The sequence below is a fragment of the Agromyces sp. NPDC052230 genome (assembly GCF_040679595.1).
Lineage (GTDB): Bacteria > Actinomycetota > Actinomycetes > Actinomycetales > Microbacteriaceae > Agromyces.
Genome location: NZ_JBFAVC010000008.1, coordinates 57,955 through 76,112, shown reverse-complemented (window position 1 = coordinate 76,112; position 18,158 = coordinate 57,955). Strand labels below are relative to the sequence as shown.

The following is an 18,158-nucleotide window of genomic DNA, read 5'->3' as shown; positions in this document are numbered from 1 at the left end:
GGGACGAGTCAGTGACGACGACGATGCGGATCGCGCTCATCGGCACCGGGTTCATGGGTCGGATGCACGCCCATGCGTGGCGTACCGCCCATAGGTTCTTCGACCTTCCGGTGACGCCCGTGCTCTCGGTGATCGCGGGCCGCGACGACGAACGCACGGCGGCTTCGGCGGCACACCTCGGATTCGCCCAATCCACCACCGATTGGCGACTCGCGATCGAGCGGGATGACATCGACGTCGTCGACATCTGCACGCCGGGTGACTCGCACGCCGAGATCGCCCTGGCCGCCCTGGCCGCGGGCAAGCACGTGATGTGCGAGAAGCCGCTCGCGAACGACGTGGCCACGGCCGACCGCATGGCTGCGGCGGCCGAGGATGCGCTGGGGCGGGGTGCGGTGAGCATGTGCGGGTTCAGCTATCGGCGGACTCCCGCCCTGGCACTGGCACGTCGCCTGATCGAGGACGGCCGGGTCGGCGAGATCCGCCACGTGCGCGCGCAGTACCTCCAGGACTGGCTGAGCGACTCCGAGGCGCCGTTCACCTGGCGCCTCGACAAGACCCGCGCCGGGACCGGGACGCTCGGTGACATCGGTGCGCACAGCATCGACACGGCGCAATGGCTCACCGGCGAGGCCATCGTCGGCGTCTCGGCCGCGCTGCGCACCTTCGTCGGGTCGCGGCCCGTGCTGGACGAGCAGGTGGGCCTCGGCGGACGAGCACGGGAGGGGGCACCGCGCGAGCAGGTGACGGTCGATGATGCCGTCGCATTCACGGCAGGATTCGCCGGGGGAGCGCTCGGCGTCTTCGAGGCGACGCGGATGGCGACCGGACATCGCAATTCCAATCGCATCGAGGTCAACGGCGAGCGCGGATCCGTGGCCTTCGACTTCCGGGCCATGAACGAACTCGAGTTCTACGATGCCGCCGACCCGGCGGGGCGCCAGGGCTTCCGGCGGATTCAGGCGAACGAGCCGGAGCATCCGTATGCCGGGGCGTGGTGGCCACCCGGCCACGGGCTCGGCTATGAACACCTCTTCACCCACCAGGTGGTCGACTTCCTGAGCGCGATCGCGGGCGACGGCGTCGTCGCACCGACCTTCCGCGAGGCAGCGCGCGTGCAACGCGTGCTGGCAGCCGTCGAGCGGAGCGCCGCCAACGAGAGCCGGTACGTCAACGTCGACGATCACGTCGAAGGAGCAGGTTCATGACCGCGCGTCAGGCGCTGGTCGTCCGTGGCGGATGGCAGGGGCATCGGCCGGTCGAGGCCACGGAGATCTTCATCCCCTACCTCGAACGGAATGGCTTCGAGGTCCGAGTCGAGGAGTCGAACCAGGTGTACGCCGACGACGACGTCATGGCGGCGACGGATCTCATCGTGCAGAGCGTCACGATGTCCGAGATCTCGCCCGAGGCGTTCCGTGGCCTGCGGACAGCCGTCGAACGCGGCGTGGGCCTGGCCGGCTGGCACGGGGGGATCGCCGACTCGTACCGCGGCAACTCCGACTACCTGCACCTCATCGGCGGCCAGTTCGCGACGCATCCCTCGAAGGAACCCGATCAGTGCGCCGGCGACGAGTCCGACAACTTCCTCTGCTACACGGTGGACCTGACCGACCTCGGCCGCACCCACGAGATCATGGCCGGCCTCGAGGACTTCACGCTTCGCACCGAGCAGTACTGGGTCCTGCACGACGACCTCATCGACGTGCTCGCGACCACGACCCATCCGGTGCAGCCGTATCATCCCTGGCACCGCCCGGTCACGTCGCCGGCCGTGTGGACGAGGCGGTGGGGCGAGGGGCGCATCTTCGTGGCGACACCCGGCCACAGTCTCGACGTACTGCGCGACATCAACGTGCGCACCATCATCCAGAGGGGAATGCTGTGGGCGAGCCGCACGGAATCGGCATAGTCGGCCTCGGCGTCATCTCGACGACGTATCTCAGCACCCTGCAGCAGCATCCTGACGTTCGTATCGTCGCGACCGCCGATCTCGATCAGGCACGCGCGGCTGCGGTCGCCGACTCCATCCCCGGATGCCGGGCGCTCACGGTCGCCGAGCTGGTGGCCGATCCCGCCGTGCAGACGGTGCTGAACCTCACGATCCCGGCGGCGCATGCAGAAGTCGCCCTCGCCGCCCTCGAGCACGGCAAGAACGTCTACAGCGAGAAGCCCCTCGCCGCGACGTTCGCCGAGGCCCGGCAGATGCTCGCCGCGGCGAACGAGTCCTGGGTCGGTGGCGCCCCCGACACCGTGCTGGGCACGGGCGTGCAGACCGCCCGCGACGCAGTCGACGCCGGTCGCATCGGTCGCCCGCAGTCGGCGGTGGCGACGTGGGTCTCGCCCGGACACGAGGCCTGGCATCCGCATCCCGACTTCTACTACCGCGTCGGCGGAGGGCCGCTGCTCGACATGGGTCCGTACTACCTGACCTCGCTCGTGCACCTGCTCGGTCCGGTCGTGCGCGTGACCGGGGCGTCGTCGCGGCCGCGCGCGACGCGCCGCGTCGGCTCGGGTCCGCGCGCCGGTGAGTCCATCCCCGTCGAGGTGGACACGCACGTCAGCGGCGTGCTCGAACACGCAGGCGGCGCGCTGTCGACCGTGACGTTCAGCTTCGACGCCGTCGCGACGACCGCGGCTCCGATCGAGGTGCACGGGGAGACGGGCACACTGGCGGTGCCCGACCCCAACCTGTTCGACGGCGAGGTGCGCCTGCGGCGTCTCGAGGACGACGAGTGGACGGCGCTGCCTCCCACTGCCGGCTACGAGCAGGCCGGGCGGGGCATCGGCCTCATCGACTTCCTGCGCGACGGCGGCCGTCGCGCACACGGCGCGATGGCGCTGCACGTGCTCGAGATCATGACCGCGCTGCTCGACTCCGCCCACGAAGGCGTTCGCATCACCCTCGAGACGACGGTCGAACGACCTCCGCTCGTGCCCCTCACCCCCTCCGAGCAATGGAGTCGGCAATGACCGCCGCGGCGCGCGCCGTCATCGACCTGGATGTCACGGGTCACACCATCAACCGTCACGTGTACGGGCATTTCGCCGAGCATCTCGGGCGGTGCATCTACGACGGCTTCTGGGTGGACGAGGACTCGCCGATCCCGAACGAGCGCGGCATCCGGCTCGACATCGTCGACGCGTTGCGGAATCTCGACATCCCGAACCTGAGGTGGCCCGGCGGATGCTTCGCCGACACGTATCACTGGCGCGACGGGGTCGGTCCGCGCGATTCGCGGCCGAAGATCGCCAACACCAACTGGGGCGACGTCGTCGAGAGCAACCATTTCGGCACCCACGAGTTCATGGATCTCTGCGAGATGCTCGGCGCCGACGCGTACGTCAACGGCAACATCGGCAGCGGCACCGTGCAGGAGATGGCCGACTGGGTCGAGTACCTCACGCGCGACGACGACAGTCCCATGGCACGGCTGCGTCGGGAGCACGGCCGCGACGAACCGTGGAAGGTGCCGTTCTGGGGCCTGGGCAACGAGGCGTGGGGATGCGGCGGCAACATGTCGGCCGAGCACTACGCCGAGGAGGCCCGCCGCTACGCCACCTTCTGCCGCGACCACGGCGGGAACCGGCTCACCCGTATCGCCGCTGGAGCGAACGAGGACGACCTCGACTGGACCCGCGTGCTGATGAAGTCGCTGACCGAGTGCCTCGGCTGCAGGCTCTACGGCACCCCGGTGTACCAGGCGGTCTCGTTCCACTACTACACGCACTCGGGATCGGGCATCAACACCGAGGCCGCCACCGAGTTCACCGCGAGGCAGTTCTACGAGACCATGGCTTACGCAGCCGACATCGACCGGGTCATCCGGGGTCATGTCGCCGTGATGGATTCCTACGACCCGGCGGGCCGCATCGGCCTCGTCTGCGACGAGTGGGGCACGTGGTGGAACGTCGAGGAGGGAACCAACCCCGGCTTCCTGTTCCAGCAGAACACGGTTCGCGACGCGCTCGTCGCGGGTCTGCACTTCGACACCTTCCACCGGCACGCCCGCCGGCTCACGATGGCCAACATCGCCCAGACCGTGAACGTGCTGCAGGCGATGGTGCTCACCGACGGCGATCGGCTGGTGCTCACGCCCACCTACCACGTGTTCGAGATGAACAAGGGCCACCAGGATGCGTCGCTGCTCAACACGCACGTGATCGATGTGCCGTTGCTCGACGTCAACGGCCAGGACCTGCCGCTGCTGTCGATGTCGGCGTCGACGAAGGGTGGCGATGCCCTGCTGTCGCTGACGCACCTCTCGGTGGATGAACACCTCGAGGTGACGGTCGACCTGCGGGGGCGCGGCTCGCGGGTGCGTCGCGCGCGCGTGCTCAGCGGCGATGCGACGAGCGCGTTCAACGAGCCGGATGCCCCGTCCCGCGTCGCGCCGCTGCCGCTCGAGACCGAACTCACCGACGGGATCCTGACGGTGCGGATGCCTCCGCACTCGTTCGCGACCGTCGAGCTCGAGCTGATCTGAGCTCACCGCCCTGGCACCCGCCGCGTCTGGATCAACCTCCACCGCGGCGCGGCCGCCCCCGCCCTTCGTCGTGCTCCCGATGACCACCGAACTCTCGCGAAATGGATGAACATGACCACGATCACCCGCCACCAGGACATCACGGTCGACGGGCACCCCGCAGAGGGCCGTGAGCTGCGGCACGTGTGGAACCGCTGCATCGGTGCCGGTCGCGCCAACGAGGCGCTCCGGGCCGACTGGCAGGCGCACTTCGCCGAGGCGGTCAGCACCCTCGGCGTGCGATCGGTGAGGTTCCATGGTCTCTTCCACGACGACATGTTCGTCTATCGGACACGGAGCGGAGGCGGCTTCGGCCCCGACGGCGAGCTCGCCGGGCACGCGTACACGTTCAGCTATGTGGACAAGGTGTTCGATTTCGTCCTGCTGAGCGGCGCGCGTCCGTTCGTGGAGCTCGGCTTCCTGCCGCGAGACCTCGCGACCGACACGGAGACCGTGTTCTGGTGGGGCGCCCACGCGAGTCCGCCGAAGGACATGGATCGCTGGGTCGAGCTCGTGACGGTCACGATCAGGCACTGGATCCATCGCTACGGCATCGATGAGGTCCTCCAGTGGCCGTTCGAGGTGTGGAACGAGCCCAACCTCGTGCCCCACTTCTGGACCGGCACCAAGACGCAGTACTTCGAGCTCTACGAGGCCACCGTGACCGCGATCAAGGCGATCGATGCGCGGCTGAAGGTCGGCGGACCCTCGACCAGCGTCTTCGTCCCCGACGCTCGCTACGACGGCGAGACCGAAGACCGCGAGGCGCAGTTCCAGACGGCTGCCGCCGAGGATGTCGACGCCCTCAACTGGCGGCCGGTCTGGATCGAGGAGTTCCTGGAGTGGTGTGCGGAGCGATCCCTCCCGGTCGACTTCGTGACCACGCACGTGTATCCCACCGACTACGCGTTCGGCGCCGGCGGCGATGCGCGGCTGATCAGCCGCTACGCGGACGCCACGCTCGACGACCTCACCCTGCTTCGCCGGCTCGTCGCCGAGAGCCCGTATCCGGGCGCTGAGGTCCACATCACCGAGTGGTCGACCACGCCGTCGAGTCGCGACAGCATCCACGACACGGTCTACGCGGCGACGTACATCACGCGCGCCTACCTGCAGTGCTCGGATCTCGCGGAGTCCATCTCGTACTGGACGTTCACCGACGTGTTCGAAGAGGGCGGAGCCGGCATCGGACCGTTCCACGGCGGGTTCGGCATCGTGAACGAGCAGGGCATCCACAAGCCGACCTTCCACGCCTTCGCCGCCTTGGCGCGCCTGGGCGACCGGGTCGTGCACTCGACACCCGAGGGCGTCATCGCCCAGGACTCCGAGACCTCGAAGCTCTCGGCCGTGTTCTTCAACTACCCGGCCGAGATGGGTTCGCGTTCGGTGGGATCGCGCGACTCCTACGCCGACACCCGCGACCTGCGCAGCGCGGGCCCCGCCCGGCGGATTCGACACACGGTCGCCGGGCTCGAGCCTGGAGCCGTCTTCCTCGCCTCGGTTCTCGACCTGGCCCACGGTGACGTGGCGGAGGAGTGGTATCGGATGGGTTCACCGCAGAACCTCACGCCTTCGCAGACCGAGCACCTGAGGGACGTCGCCGACGGGCTCCAGCGGTTCTCGCTCGTCGCGTCGGCGGAGGGGACGCTCGACCTCGACCTCGAACTGCAGCCGTGGGCCGTGGCGTCGATCGTCCAGGCGTAGCCGGCCGTACTGCGTGCGCCCTCAGGCATCCGGTGCGCGTGTGCCGCCCCATTCCAGTCGCAGGGTGAGCGGATGCTCCGCAACCACGATCGTGCCGTCGCTCGGCGGTCGACCCTCGATGAGGAACGGGCGCGGCGACTGAAGCCGCACGCGGCCGTCGGGTCGTAGCCAGCGGGCCTCCGGCAGACGGTGCAGCGTCAGCACGCAGCCGTCCTCGTCCCACTCGAGCCGATCGACGACGATGCCGCCCCGTGCCCGCAGGCCGGTGATGGATCCACGGCTCCACTCCTGAGGGAGCGCGGGCAGGATCGAGAGACGGTCGACGGTCGAGTTCAGGAGCATCGCGGCGACGAGCGCCGGCAGGCCTCCGCTCGCGTCGAGGTTGAAGATGCTGCCGGCGTCGTGCGTCGTCGTCAGTGCGGGTCGCCAGTGATCGACTGCGAGCCACTCGACGCACGTGAGCGCTGATTCGGCGTCGCCGAGGGCGGCGGCGGCGAGCCCGAGCTGGACGAGTCCGAACGCCATCTCCATGCGGCCCGGGGGCGCGGTGGGGGCTTCGGCACGCCAGGCGATCTTGGCCGCGATGGTCGCGGCGGCGGCCTCGCGCAGCGCGGCGGCGTCGTGGGACGTGCCTTCGAACGCGGGGTCGAGCTCGTACCAGAGCGGGTACAGCTGCGACGCGTGGCGGTGCGCGATGTTCTCGGGCCAGATGGGCGAGATCCACTCGGAGAGCGTGCCGTCGTCGGCGCGGCGGTACGCCGGAAGGCTCGCGACGAACCGGTGCCAGCGTTCATCCAGCGAGTGGTCGTTCCGCGCGTCGGCGAGCACGAGCGCGGCACGCGCCGCATCGCGGTAGATCGCCACGTCGATGGTGCTGTCGGCGATCAAGGGCGAACCGCCGGGAACGGGGGCGTTCTCGGGCGAGTAGTTCGGTACGAACGAGCGCCCGTCCTCCGTGGCGAACGTCGCGGTCTCGCCGAAGCGCAGCACGCCCTCGACGAGCTGCCAGAGTCGATCGTCGACGACGGAACGATCACCCGTGGTGGCGACCAGGTCGGCGGCGAAGCGCAGCACCCAGCCGCCGCATCCGACCCAGAAGAGATGTGGGAACTGCTCATGGAAGTGATTCGCGAGGCCGTGGGTCGACATGCGCGAGGGAAGCAGCATCCCGTCCGCGCCGAAGATGCGTCGCGCATTCTCGCGGTAGTCGTCGAGGAACGGCAGCACCAGGTTCAGCAGTGATCTGGCGAGCTCGGGCGTGCCAGTCGGGATCAGGCCGGCGATTCCGCCGTTCTGGACGTTGCCGTTCATCGTGTAATCCGCCGACCACGCGGGTTTCCAGCTGCCCTGCCACACACCCTGCAGCGTCGGCGGCAGTTCGCCCGTCGAGGCGATGGCGTGAGCACGCCCTGAGAGATACGCCGCCTCGATCGCTCCCCGGCGGGCACCGGCATCGCCGGAATGCGCGGCGCCCCAGAGTTCCTCGGTGGTCGCGAACTCCGTGCCGCCGAGTTCGAGCGTCGAGGCCCGGACGAGGGCGCCATGGGAGGATGACTGGCGGGCGCGCAGCGTCGCCCAGTCGGCGGCTGCGTCCGGCCGCGGCCCGGCAGGCGTTCGACCTTGCGCACCGACCCGGAGCCCGATGTCGATGATCTCCTGCGCGCCCGACGCCACGACCAGGCGCGCGCGCAACGGGCGCCCGTCGGCCGAACGGGCCCACGTGAGTCGGCCGCTCGCGGAGACGGTCGAGGTCATCGCATCATCCGCCGTCTGCGTGCTCACTCGCCCGGTGTCGCCCTCGATCGCGTAGGTGGCACGGACGGCCCCGGAGTAGTCGGGGGCGCCCGTCTCGAGTGCATGGGCCGCGTCACCCGTCAGGCCCAGGACGAGCTCGGTGACGGTATCGGTGTCCGCCTCCACGGCGACGCAGATCGACTCGGAGTCTCGAGGCGCGAGCGCACGCACCGTGTGGAGGCCGCCCGAGGAGTCCGTCCACGACACGGCGACCTCGCCGTGCTCGGGGTCGATCGACCGCCGGACCTCCGATGCCCCACCCGGCGTCGCGATGGCCAACGTCGCGCAGATGCCGAGGGGATCCGTCCAGATGAGGCCGCCGTCGAAACCGGAGCGCCGGGCCGCCTCGGTCACGAGGTCGCTCGCACGTGCGCTGTCGCCGGCGAGGATCGCCTCGCGGATCAGGGGCAGGGCCGGTGCGATCTCGGGGGCAGGCGGACGGGGATTGGCAGGCAGGAAGAAGCGCTCGTGTGAGAGCGAGAGCCGCAGCTCGTCGGCCGGGCCGAACAGCACCCCACCGACGCGTCCGCTGCCGGTGATGAGGCCGTCCTCCCACGTCGGGGCAGGGGTCTCGGTGTGGAACACAGGGAGCACCTGACCATCTTGGCGCGAAGTCCGCGGTCTACGCGATCGAGTCGGCGTGCCGGTGCACGACCCGCCACTCCCCGTCCTCGCGTCGGTACACCTGCGTGGCGCGGATGGTGAAGGTGCGTGGTCTGCCGTCGACCGTCGCGGTGATGCGCTCGTAGCCGACGGTGTAGGCCATGTCGCCGATCACATCGAACGAGATCAGGTCGAGCGAGTAGTCGGTGCAGCCCGAGAAGTTCGATGCGACCACCTCGAAGGCTCCCACGACATCGCTTCGGCCGATGCCGCTCCGCCAGGCTCCGAGCACGCTGACGGGTTCGGTCTTCGACCAGATGGCGCGCCGAGGGCGGTCATCGCCGTCGAACTGGGCTCGCTCGGCGTCGAGGAGCGTGCTGTTCACCCAGGCCAGGAAGTCGTCACCGTCACTCATGCGTTCAGGATGGCGCGGCTCGGCGCCCAGCACAATGGCGGACTCGACGGGCGCACCGACGAACTCACCGTGCGCGGCGGGCGAGTAGCGTCGAGTCGGCGATGTCGACGCTCGCGCCATCGCGGACCACCGTGCGTCCCCGCTGCTCGACCACGAGGGGCTCGAAGTCATCCGGCAGGGCAGGCAGCAGATCCTCGGCGAGGAACATCGCCTTGCGATGGCTGGCCGTCAGGTGCGTGAACGCCTCCGACGGCGCATGCCCGACCACCAGGAGGTGTCCGCCGGGTGCGACGGCCTCGGCGAGCCGGCGCACCACGTCGACCATTCCGGCATCCGGCGGATGCAGGTAGTGCGTCGTGACCAGGTCGTACGATCGGCCGTCCGCGGCGAAGGTTCTGGCGTCGACCTGCCACCAGTCGGTACGGTCGGCAACCCCGGCCTCCTCGGCGTGCCGGGCCGCGCGCGCGAGCCCGTTCGCCGAGAAGTCGGCTCCGGTCACCCGCCATCCCTGTCGGGCCAGCCAGAGCACGTCGCCGCCCTCGCCGCAGCCGACGTCGAGTGCCGTGCCCGGGGTCAGGCCCGACGCCTCCGCGACGAGCTGCGGATTCGGATTCCCGCTCCACACCTTCTCGTCGCCCGAGTATCGCTCCTCCCAACTCGACGGCTCGAAGTAGTCGGGCGCGGCGTGCTGCGCTTCGCCGGGCCGGTGGTCGCCGGACCGGTGGTCGCCGGGCGGGCGATCGTTTCGACTCATCGGGATACTCCTTCCGCTGCTGATTGAGGTTACGGAACGGGTCGCCGATCGGCACCTTCGATTGCCAGTTCGGCAAACGCGAATCGCCCATCGGGAGGTCCGCTGAGTGGCGGCGTCCGGCATCGTCTGATAGGCAGGGGCATGTGTCGCGCCCGCAGGGCACGGTGTCAACGGTGACATCGCGACCGGAGAGCGAGGTTCCCCCCTATGCGAGCACGTGCACGCATCAGCCGTCTGGCCGCCGTGGGCGCGGCGATCGGCTTGGCATTGGCCACTATGACGGCCGTCGCACCAGCGTCAGCCGCGAAGTCCCAGCCCGCCTCGAGTCAGGCGACCACGACGTCGTACACCTGCGGCTACTTCAACGGACGCACCGTGACCGCCAACACCGTCAGCGTGAGCCCCGTCTCGCTCAAGGCGGCCGAGGTGATCGGGGTCACGGTCTCACCGGCGCGTGTCGGCGACACGATCATCCTCAGCGTGGGCACGGGCATGACGATCAACTTCTACGAGGCGCCGGCCACGTCGGGGCTGCAGTTCAAGGCCCCGAATGACGGGACCTACGGCCTCGGCTGGTCGCTCGAGGCATCCGGCACCCGCCCCAGCAGCATCACCTGGACGTTCACGTGCTCGACGGGCTCAGGCTCGACCGGCACCACCACCACCGACGCCGACCGCGATGGCGTGGCGAATTCCGCCGACGCCTGCGCCGGCACCACCCTTCCCGACGCGATCAAGCGCAAGGTCACCGGCCGGTACTACGCGCTGTCGTCCGGTCGGTTCGTCGACGGTGCGGGCACGTCGGCCGGCATCACCGTGATCGACGCCGGCGGATGCTCCGCACTCCAGATCGCGAGCAAGCTCGGCCTCGGCAAGACCGACACCCGGTCGGGTATCACGCTCGCGACGCTCCAGAGTTGGGCCGCGACCCACTGACCCACCGGGTCTCAGGTCGCGGAGGCTGTCGCGCAACGATCGAGCAGGAATCAAGAAGCGGCTGCGGGTGGCCGCGCGTACCTTCGGTGACATGAACACCACCGACTCCACGACGCTCACGTCCATCGAATCAATCACACTCGAGGCCGCCGACCCCGGGGCCGCCGAGCGCTTCTACCGCGAGGCATTCGGCGTGGACCGGGTGCGCACGCGCCCCGCCGAGAGCCCGACCGAAGGGTTCCGCGGATTCACCATGTCGCTCGTCGCGGCGCAGCCGGGCAACGTGGTCGCGCTGTTCGACGCTGCCGTCGCCGCCGGTGCGACCGTGCTCAAGCCGGTCGAGAAGTCGTTCTGGGGCTTCGGGGGCGTGGTGCAGGCGCCTGACGGCGCGATCTGGAACCTCGCGACCTCCGCGAAGAAGGACACCGCGCCGGTGACCCGCACGTTCGACAACATGGTCCTGCTGCTCGGCGCCGAGGACGTGGCGGCGAGCAAGCGGTTCTACGCCGCCCGCGGGCTCTCGGTCGCGAAGAGCTTCGGCAGCTACGTCGACTTCGCCACGCCGTCCAGCCCGATCGGCCTCGGTCTCTACAAGCGGCGCGCGCTCGCCAAGTCGGCCGGCGTCTCGCCCGAAGGCTCGGGTTCGCACCGGATCCAGGTCAACGCCGACGCCGGCTCGTTTACCGATCCCGACGGGTTCGAGTGGTCGTGAGCGGCGGCATCCGCCTGAACCGGCCAGCGGCTGACGGTTGGTTGTCGTAACGTACGCGCATGGGGACATCCGCGAACGAGAAGTACGACGTCAAGCGCGACCGGCGCGAGCTGTACGGGGCATCCGCCCGGGACTTCGCGATCGTCGACGTGCCGCCGATGACGTATCTCGCGATCGACGGGCAGGGCGACCCGAACACGGCGGCCGAGTACGCCGAGGCCGTCGAGGCGCTGTTCAGCGTCGCCTACACGCTGAAGTTCCGCAGCAAGCGCGAACTCGGTCGCGACTTCGTGGTCGCGCCGCTCGAGGGGCTGTGGCGCGCCGACGATCCCGAGACGTTCGTGACCCGACAGAAGGACGCGTGGAGCTGGACGATGCTCATTGCCCAGCCCGACTGGATCGACGAGGCTCTCGTGGTCGACGCCGTCGCGGCCGTTCGTGCCAAGGGCGACCGGCCCTCGCCCGCGCTCGACCTTCTGCACGTGCGCGAGCTCCGCGAGGGGCGTTCGGCGCAGATCCTGCACATCGGCTCGTACGACGAGGAAACGCCGACGCTCGCGCGGCTGCATCACGAGTGGATGCCGCAGCAGGGCCTCACCTTCAACGGCGATCACCACGAGGTCTACCTCAGCGACGCCCGCCGCACCGCACCCGAGAAGCTCCGAACGATCCTGCGGCAGCCGGTGCGCCCGGCGTGAGCCCGGCGCCGGCCGCATCGGCGTCGTGCGTGAGGGCGCATGACCCGAGCATGTCGGACGCGTCGCGCACGGGCAATACTGACGGTACGCAGTGAGGGAAGTCAGCGATGACCGAGCGAACGGGTGCCACGATGGCCGGCAGGTCCGTCCTCGTCACCGGCGGCACCGGCGGGATCGGTAAGGCCACTGCCACCGGGCTCGCTCGCTTGGGCGCCCGAGTCGGCATCGTGGGCCGCGACGCCAGCAGAGCCGCGGCCGCGGCGGACGACATCCGCTCGGCCTCCGGCAATCCCGCGGTCGACGTCTTCGTCGCGGACATGTCCTCGCAGGATGAGGTGCGACGGCTCGCGGCGGAGGTGCTCGCGGCCTACCCTCGGCTCGACGTGCTGGTCAACAACGTCGGCGGATTCTGGGCGCACCGTCACACCACGGCGGATGGGCTCGAGCACACGTTCGCGCTCAACCATCTCGCCCCGTTCCTGCTGACCAACCTGCTGCGCGAGCGGCTCGAAGCCAGCGCCCCCTCGCGGGTGGTGACGGTCTCGTCGGGTGCCCAGTCCATGGGACGGATCGACTTCGACGACCTGCAGGGCGAGCGGACGTACTCGGGGCAACGGGCCTACAACCAGTCGAAGCTCGCCAATGTCATGTTCACCTACGAGCTCGCCCGTCGCCTCGAGGGCACCGGGGTGACCGCGAACGTCCTGCACCCCGGCGTCACCCGAACGGACTTCGGCGCTGAGGACCAGGCGCGGTTCTTCTCGATGATGAGCGGGCTGGCGCGGCTCTTCATGAAGAGCCCGGCCGAAGGTGCGGCCACGCCGATCCTCCTCGCGGCGTCGGCGGAGGTCGAAGGCGTGACGGGGCGGTACTTCGCCAACCGCGAGGCCAAGCGCTCCAATCCCGCCTCGTACGACACTCGAGCTGCCGCGCGCCTCTGGCAGGAGAGTGCCGCCCTCGTCGGGCTCCCCACCGTGGGATGATCCCCGCATGACTCACGACGCGGCATCCGCTCGGCTCGTCACCGTCGTGGTGGACGTGGCGAACGTCATGGGGTCGCGTCCTGACGGCTGGTGGAAGGATCGCCCGGGCGCGGCGACCCGACTGCTCGCGGGTCTTCCCGGGCTTGTCGACCAGGACGTCGCGGGGCCCGACGGCGAGGCGCTCCGCATCGCGCGGATCATCGCCGTGGTCGAGGGGGCGGCGAAGGCGGCCACCGCTCCCGATGGTGTCGACGTGGTGCAGGCGCCGACCGATGGCGACAGCTCGATCGTCGCGGCTGCCGACGAGGCGCTCGCCGACGGCTCGGGTGCTCGCGTCCTCGTCGTCACCGCCGACCGCGGCCTTCGCGCCCGCCTCGCCGACGGCGTGCTCGTCGCCGGGCCGGGCTGGCTGAACTCGCTGCTCGGCCGCTGATCCGAGCACGCCGGTGGTCACCCGGTACGTGTGGCGCGTCGTTCGGATAGCATCCGCAGGTGCGCATACTCCGTCGTGTGGTCGTCGTCGTCGCCGTCCTCGCCCTGGTGCTGATCGCCGCGTTCGCCGGAGTGTACGCGTGGCAGCAGCCGATTCTCCTGACCGCCACCGGTTATGCCGCGCACAACGCCTGCGCGGTGACGCAGGTCGCCGGACGAGACGATCCCGAATCCGATCTGCCGTCGAACCCGCTCGTGCCGTATCTCCGCGTCGACGTCGACGACGCGGTGACCGCCGGCTCGCTGCTCAGCTCGCTTGCTCGCCAGCGGGCCTGGTACACCGAGGGCTTCGGCTGCACGCTCGCGAAGGAACGCCCCGACCTCGGCGAAGCGACCGCGATCGCGCCCGGTGCGAATCCGTTCACGGATGCGGCGGCCCCCGCCGTGACACCCGAGATCGAGGCGGCGCTCGATGGCGCCTTCGGCGAGGATCTTTCCGCTCGGCAGACCAGGCTGCTGGGCACTCGTGGCGTCGTCATCGTGAAAGACGGCGAGCTGATCGCCGAGCGCTACGCCGAAGGCTTCGACGCCGACACCCCGCAGCTCGGATGGTCCATGTCGAAGAGCGTCGCGTCGCTGCTGACGGGAGTGCTCGTCGAGCAGGGCGTGGTCTCGCTCGACGACGACCACCTCCGCCCCGAGTGGACCGATGAGCGTGCCGACATCACCATCGAGCACCTGCTGCGCATGACGAGCGGCCTGCAATGGGACGAGACCTACGACCTCGGCACGCCGATCACCCGCATGCTGTACCTCGAGCCCGACATGGGCGCATATGTCGCGAGCCTGCCGCTCGCGCACGAGCCGGGCACGATTCAGCAGTACTCGAGCGGCAGCACCAACGTGCTCTGCTCGGTGCTGAGCGAGCGTGCGGGGGTCGATGCGGACCTTCCCAGACGGGAACTGCTCGGCCCGCTCGGTCTCACGTCGGCGATCTTCGAAGCGGATGCCGCGGGCACACCGGTCTGCTCGTCGTACCTGTGGGCGACTCCGCGCGATTGGGCCGCGATCGGCCAGTTCGCGCTGCAGAACGGGGAGTGGAACGGGGAGCAGTTGCTGCCCGAGGACTGGATGGAACAGAGCCTCCGTGTTGTGGACGTCGTCGAGACCGACGACCCCGGCGCCGGCATGGGATGGCGCGGCAACGTGATGCTCCATGGCGAGCTGCGTTGGCGCGAGCTGCCGGAGGACACGTTCTACGCCGCCGGCCACGACGGACAGAAGATGCTCATCGTGCCGTCGGAAGACCTCGTCGTGGTGCGCATGGGCTTCACGCCGGGCGCCGACATCGACCCCTCGGTCGTGCGGCTCGTCGACGAGGTGATCACGGCGCTCAGGTAGGGCCCGGAGTGCCGGAGTGCCGGAGTGCGGGAGTGCCGGAGTGCCGGAGTGGTGCGACGTCACGAATCGGAAACATGCTTCGGCGCAGAATGGTCGGGTGACGACCGTGACCGAGATCCAGCCGGGCGACCTCGCCGATGAACGGGTCATCCGCCTGCTCACCGACCACCTCACCGACATGTTCGCGACCTCGCCTGCCGAGAGCGTCCATGCGCTCGACGTCTCGGGACTCTCGGTTCCCGAGGTGACCTTCTGGACGATCGCCGAGGGCGACCGACTGCTCGGCTGCGTCGCCCTGAAGGAGCTCGAGCCAGGTCACGGGGAGTTGAAGTCGATGCGCACCGATGCCGCCGCGCGCGGCCGTGGCCTCGGTGCCAGGCTGCTCGAGCACGTGCTCGCCGAGTCGACGCGTCGCGGATACCGTCGCGTCAGCCTCGAGACGGGGTCGCAGGAGTTCTTCCGGCCGGCGCGCACCCTCTACGCGAAGTACGGGTTCCGCGAGTCCGGTCCGTTCGGCGACTACCGCCTCGACCCGAACAGCGTCTTCATGACCCTCGAACTCGAACCCGCTCAGGAAGTCTGACTCGCCGCCACCTCGGCCAGCGCGTCGCGCCATCCGATTCGCCCGATCGTGAGCGGATGTCCCGACGCCGGGTCAGGGATGAGCGCTCCTTCGGGCGCCCCGTCCGTGCCCATGAGCGCCGACGTCGCCACCGTCTCCACCATGCGAGCGTCGCCGAGGATCTCGAACGTGCCCCGCATGACGTCGTCGAGACCGACGACCTCGGGACCGGCGATCTCCACCGTGCCCGCGGGGGCGCGTTCCACGACGAGCCGCACCAGCTCGGCCGACACCTCCGCCGGGGCCACCGGTTGCACGAGCACGGGAGGCACCTCCGCACGACCGCCGATCGTCGCCCGGTCGGCGATCTGCCGCCCGAAGGTCGCGAATTGCGTGGCGCGGAGCACGGTGACGGGCACGCGGGCCGTGCGCGCGGCCTCCTCCTGCGCGAGCTTCGCACGGTAGTAGGCGCTGTTCGGCACACGGTCGATTCCGACGATCGACAACAGCACGTGGTGGCCGACGCCCGCGGCGGTCTCGGCCGCCGCGATGTTCCGAGCCGATGTCGCGAAGAACGCCATCATGCCATCGGGGTCCCTCGTCGGCGAGTCGCTCGCGTCGATCACGGCGTCGGCTCCGGTGAGCGCCTGGGCGAGCCCGTCACCCCGGAAGGCGTCGACCCCGGTCGAGCGCGCGACGACCACCGGATCGTGCCCCGACGTCCGCAGCAACTCAACCACCTGGCTCCCGATGAAGCCAGTGCCGCCGATCACCACGATGCGCATGGCCCGTAACCGTATCGTCCGGCAGCGGTAACCACCAGAGGCCCCGTGCGTGGAGGATGGGCACATGAGCGAGTCGGAGACCGAGGTGTCGTTCGTCGTGACCGGGGGCCTCGGAGGAGTGGGCAGAGCCATCGTCGATCGGCTTTCGGGCCTCGGCCATGTCGTCGTCATCGACAGCGGGCCCCCGGTCGAGTTCCCCGGGAACGTCAGCCTCGTCTCGGGGAGCGCGGCCGATCCGGATGTCGCTGCCGAAGCCGCCCGCCGGGCCGAGGATCATGGCAAGCTCACCGGCTGGGTGAACAACGCGGCCGTGTTCCGCGATGCGACCCTGCTCGATGTCGGCGCCCGCGAGATCCTCGACCTGATCACGGCGAACCTGGCCATGGCGGTTACCGGATGCCACGCCGCGGTGCGACACTTCCACGCCCACGGTCGCGGCGGAGCCATCGTGAACGTGTCCTCGCATCAGGCACAGAGGCCCGTTCCCGGCGCCCTCCCGTATGCCACGGCGAAAGCGGCGATCGAGGGACTCACGCGGGCCGTCGCCGTGGATCACGGGCCCAGCGGCATCCGGGCCAACGCGGTCGCGCTCGGATCCATCGCGACCGAACGCTACGACCAGCTCCTGGAGGCGCGACCAGAGGTCGCAGACCAGATGGCGGCACTCCACCCGCTCGGTCGGGTCGGCTGGGCGACCGAGGTCGCCGACGTCGTCGCATTCCTGCTGTCGGAGGCATCCGGATTCGTGACCGGAGCCGTCATTCCGGTCGACGGCGGACGCGCTGCCCTCGGGCCCGACCCCGAGGCGATCCGCTGACGCGGGGTCGGCTCAGCACGTCCTCCCGCAAGCAGCGAGGCCATACGCTGAGGCTGACGAAAGGGCCTCCGCATGCGCATCGCGATCCTCGACGACTACCAGGGCGTCGCGTTGGATGTCGCCGACTGGTCGGCGCTCGACGCCGAGATCGAGGTCTTCCGAGAGCAGCTCGGCGATGCCGACGCGGTCGTCGCGACGCTCAGGGGTTTCGACGTGGTCGTCGCGATGCGCGAGCGCACGCCGTTCCCGCGGGCGGTGCTGGCTCGCCTCCCCGGCGTCCGGCTCCTCGTGACCACCGGGATGCGCAACGCTTCGATCGACGTCGCCGCGGCGAACGAGTTCGGCATCACGGTCTGCGGCACCCGGGGTGGCACGACGACCGTCGAGCTCGCCTGGGCACTCATCCTCGAGCTCGTTCGAGGCGTGGCGTACGACGACGCCGTCGTCCGCGCCGGCGGGTGGCAGACCTCGCTGCCGGGCGACCTCGAGGGCGCGACACTCGGGGTCGTCGGCCTGGGCCGACTCGGGCAGCGCGTCGCGGCCATCGGCCGGGCATTCGGCATGGACGTCATCGCGTGGAGCCCGAACCTCACCGAGGAACGCGCAGCGTCAGTCGGCGCGACCGCGGTGACGAAGGCCGAGCTCTTCGAACGCGCCGATGTGGTCACGATCCACCTGGTGCTGAGCGACACCACGCGTGGTCTGATCAGCGCCGACGACCTACGCCGGATGCGCCGCGACGCCGTGCTGGTCAACACCTCTCGCGCGCCGATCATCGACGAGGGCGCGCTGCTCCGGGCGGTCGCCGAGCGCTGGATCGCGGGGCTCGGCCTCGACGTGTACGAGGTCGAGCCGCTACCCGCCCATCACTGGCTCAGGCAACCGGATGCCCCGGGCGGCACGCGCGTCCTGCGCTCGCCGCACATGGGCTACGTGACGCGGGCCAACTACCGCACGTTCTACGGCGACGCCGTGGACGACATCGCCGCGTTCGCGTCGGGCGCGCCGGTGCGGGAGCTCACGGGCTGAGCTCGGC

18 protein-coding genes are annotated in these 18,158 nt (G+C 69.9%); 14 read left to right on the top strand and 4 right to left on the bottom strand.

Annotated elements, in window-relative coordinates:
• Window positions 1-11 precede the first annotated feature (11 nt).
• The 5 genes from AB0K73_RS17080 (at window position 12) to AB0K73_RS17060 (ending at window position 6,230) form a co-directional block, all read left to right on the top strand.
• The gene (locus tag AB0K73_RS17080) at window positions 12-1,208 is read left to right on the top strand and encodes a Gfo/Idh/MocA family oxidoreductase (RefSeq protein WP_360515774.1); all 1,197 of its coding nucleotides are present in this window, start codon (window positions 12-14) and stop codon (window positions 1,206-1,208) included.
• The gene (locus tag AB0K73_RS17075) at window positions 1,205-1,912 is read left to right on the top strand and encodes a ThuA domain-containing protein (RefSeq protein WP_360515771.1); all 708 of its coding nucleotides are present in this window, start codon (window positions 1,205-1,207) and stop codon (window positions 1,910-1,912) included. The genes AB0K73_RS17080 and AB0K73_RS17075 overlap by 4 nt, the downstream gene beginning before the upstream one ends.
• The gene (locus AB0K73_RS17070; protein ID WP_360515768.1) at window positions 1,885-2,973 is read left to right on the top strand and encodes a Gfo/Idh/MocA family oxidoreductase; all 1,089 of its coding nucleotides are present in this window, start codon (window positions 1,885-1,887) and stop codon (window positions 2,971-2,973) included. Before AB0K73_RS17075 ends, AB0K73_RS17070 begins: the two co-directional genes overlap by 28 nt.
• Window positions 2,970-4,487 (top strand): alpha-L-arabinofuranosidase C-terminal domain-containing protein, encoded by a 1,518-nt coding sequence (locus tag AB0K73_RS17065; protein ID WP_360515765.1) that lies wholly within the window; start codon window positions 2,970-2,972, stop codon window positions 4,485-4,487. The genes AB0K73_RS17070 and AB0K73_RS17065 overlap by 4 nt, the downstream gene beginning before the upstream one ends.
• A 111-nt stretch (window positions 4,488-4,598) precedes the next feature.
• Window positions 4,599-6,230, top strand: a complete 1,632-nt coding sequence (locus AB0K73_RS17060) for a beta-xylosidase (protein ID WP_360515762.1) — start codon at window positions 4,599-4,601, stop codon at window positions 6,228-6,230.
• A 21-nt stretch (window positions 6,231-6,251) separates the two neighbouring features.
• Here the strand turns inward: AB0K73_RS17060 and AB0K73_RS17055 are convergent, their stop codons facing one another.
• From AB0K73_RS17055 to AB0K73_RS17045, 3 genes are all read right to left on the bottom strand, one after another.
• Window positions 6,252-8,609 carry a glycoside hydrolase N-terminal domain-containing protein gene (locus AB0K73_RS17055; RefSeq protein WP_360515759.1) on the bottom strand — a complete coding sequence of 786 codons (2,358 nt, stop codon included), beginning with the start codon at window positions 8,607-8,609 and terminating at the stop codon, window positions 6,252-6,254.
• 37 nt (window positions 8,610-8,646) lie between these two features.
• Window positions 8,647-9,042: a nuclear transport factor 2 family protein gene (locus tag AB0K73_RS17050; protein ID WP_360515756.1), complete on the bottom strand. Its 396-nt coding sequence runs from the start codon at window positions 9,040-9,042 to the stop codon at window positions 8,647-8,649.
• 64 nt (window positions 9,043-9,106) lie between these two features.
• On the bottom strand, window positions 9,107-9,796 hold the full coding sequence (locus AB0K73_RS17045; protein WP_360515753.1) for a class I SAM-dependent methyltransferase: 690 nt from the start codon (window positions 9,794-9,796) through the stop codon (window positions 9,107-9,109).
• A gap of 207 nt (window positions 9,797-10,003) precedes the next feature.
• Here AB0K73_RS17045 and AB0K73_RS17040 point away from each other — a divergent pair, with 207 nt between their 5' ends.
• The 7 genes from AB0K73_RS17040 (at window position 10,004) to AB0K73_RS17010 (ending at window position 15,541) form a co-directional block, all read left to right on the top strand.
• The gene (locus AB0K73_RS17040) at window positions 10,004-10,732 is read left to right on the top strand and encodes a hypothetical protein (protein ID WP_360515750.1); all 729 of its coding nucleotides are present in this window, start codon (window positions 10,004-10,006) and stop codon (window positions 10,730-10,732) included.
• Window positions 10,733-10,823: 91 nt separating this feature from the next.
• On the top strand, window positions 10,824-11,444 hold the full coding sequence (locus AB0K73_RS17035; protein WP_360515747.1) for a glyoxalase: 621 nt from the start codon (window positions 10,824-10,826) through the stop codon (window positions 11,442-11,444).
• Window positions 11,445-11,503: 59 nt separating this feature from the next.
• The gene (locus tag AB0K73_RS17030; protein WP_360515744.1) at window positions 11,504-12,142 is read left to right on the top strand and encodes a GyrI-like domain-containing protein; all 639 of its coding nucleotides are present in this window, start codon (window positions 11,504-11,506) and stop codon (window positions 12,140-12,142) included.
• A gap of 107 nt (window positions 12,143-12,249) precedes the next feature.
• Entirely contained in the window at window positions 12,250-13,125 is an 876-nt protein-coding gene (locus AB0K73_RS17025; protein WP_360515741.1) for an SDR family oxidoreductase, read from the top strand.
• Window positions 13,126-13,132: 7 nt separating this feature from the next.
• Complete coding sequence (locus AB0K73_RS17020) at window positions 13,133-13,558, top strand: hypothetical protein (protein ID WP_360515738.1); 426 nt, start codon at window positions 13,133-13,135, stop codon at window positions 13,556-13,558.
• 59 nt (window positions 13,559-13,617) lie between these two features.
• The gene (locus AB0K73_RS17015) at window positions 13,618-14,958 is read left to right on the top strand and encodes a serine hydrolase (RefSeq protein WP_360515735.1); all 1,341 of its coding nucleotides are present in this window, start codon (window positions 13,618-13,620) and stop codon (window positions 14,956-14,958) included.
• A gap of 106 nt (window positions 14,959-15,064) precedes the next feature.
• Entirely contained in the window at window positions 15,065-15,541 is a 477-nt protein-coding gene (locus tag AB0K73_RS17010; protein WP_360516405.1) for a GNAT family N-acetyltransferase, read from the top strand.
• Here the strand turns inward: AB0K73_RS17010 and AB0K73_RS17005 are convergent.
• Entirely contained in the window at window positions 15,529-16,305 is a 777-nt protein-coding gene (locus tag AB0K73_RS17005; RefSeq protein ID WP_360515732.1) for an NAD(P)H-binding protein, read from the bottom strand. The genes AB0K73_RS17010 and AB0K73_RS17005 overlap by 13 nt on opposite strands.
• Window positions 16,306-16,369: 64 nt before the next feature.
• Between AB0K73_RS17005 and AB0K73_RS17000 the strand changes: the two genes are divergently transcribed.
• Both AB0K73_RS17000 and AB0K73_RS16995 read left to right on the top strand, forming a co-directional pair.
• On the top strand, window positions 16,370-17,122 hold the full coding sequence (locus AB0K73_RS17000; protein ID WP_360515729.1) for an SDR family oxidoreductase: 753 nt from the start codon (window positions 16,370-16,372) through the stop codon (window positions 17,120-17,122).
• Between the two features lie 72 nt (window positions 17,123-17,194).
• Window positions 17,195-18,151 carry a D-2-hydroxyacid dehydrogenase family protein gene (locus AB0K73_RS16995; RefSeq protein WP_360515726.1) on the top strand — a complete coding sequence of 319 codons (957 nt, stop codon included), beginning with the start codon at window positions 17,195-17,197 and terminating at the stop codon, window positions 18,149-18,151.
• Window positions 18,152-18,158 lie beyond the last annotated feature (7 nt).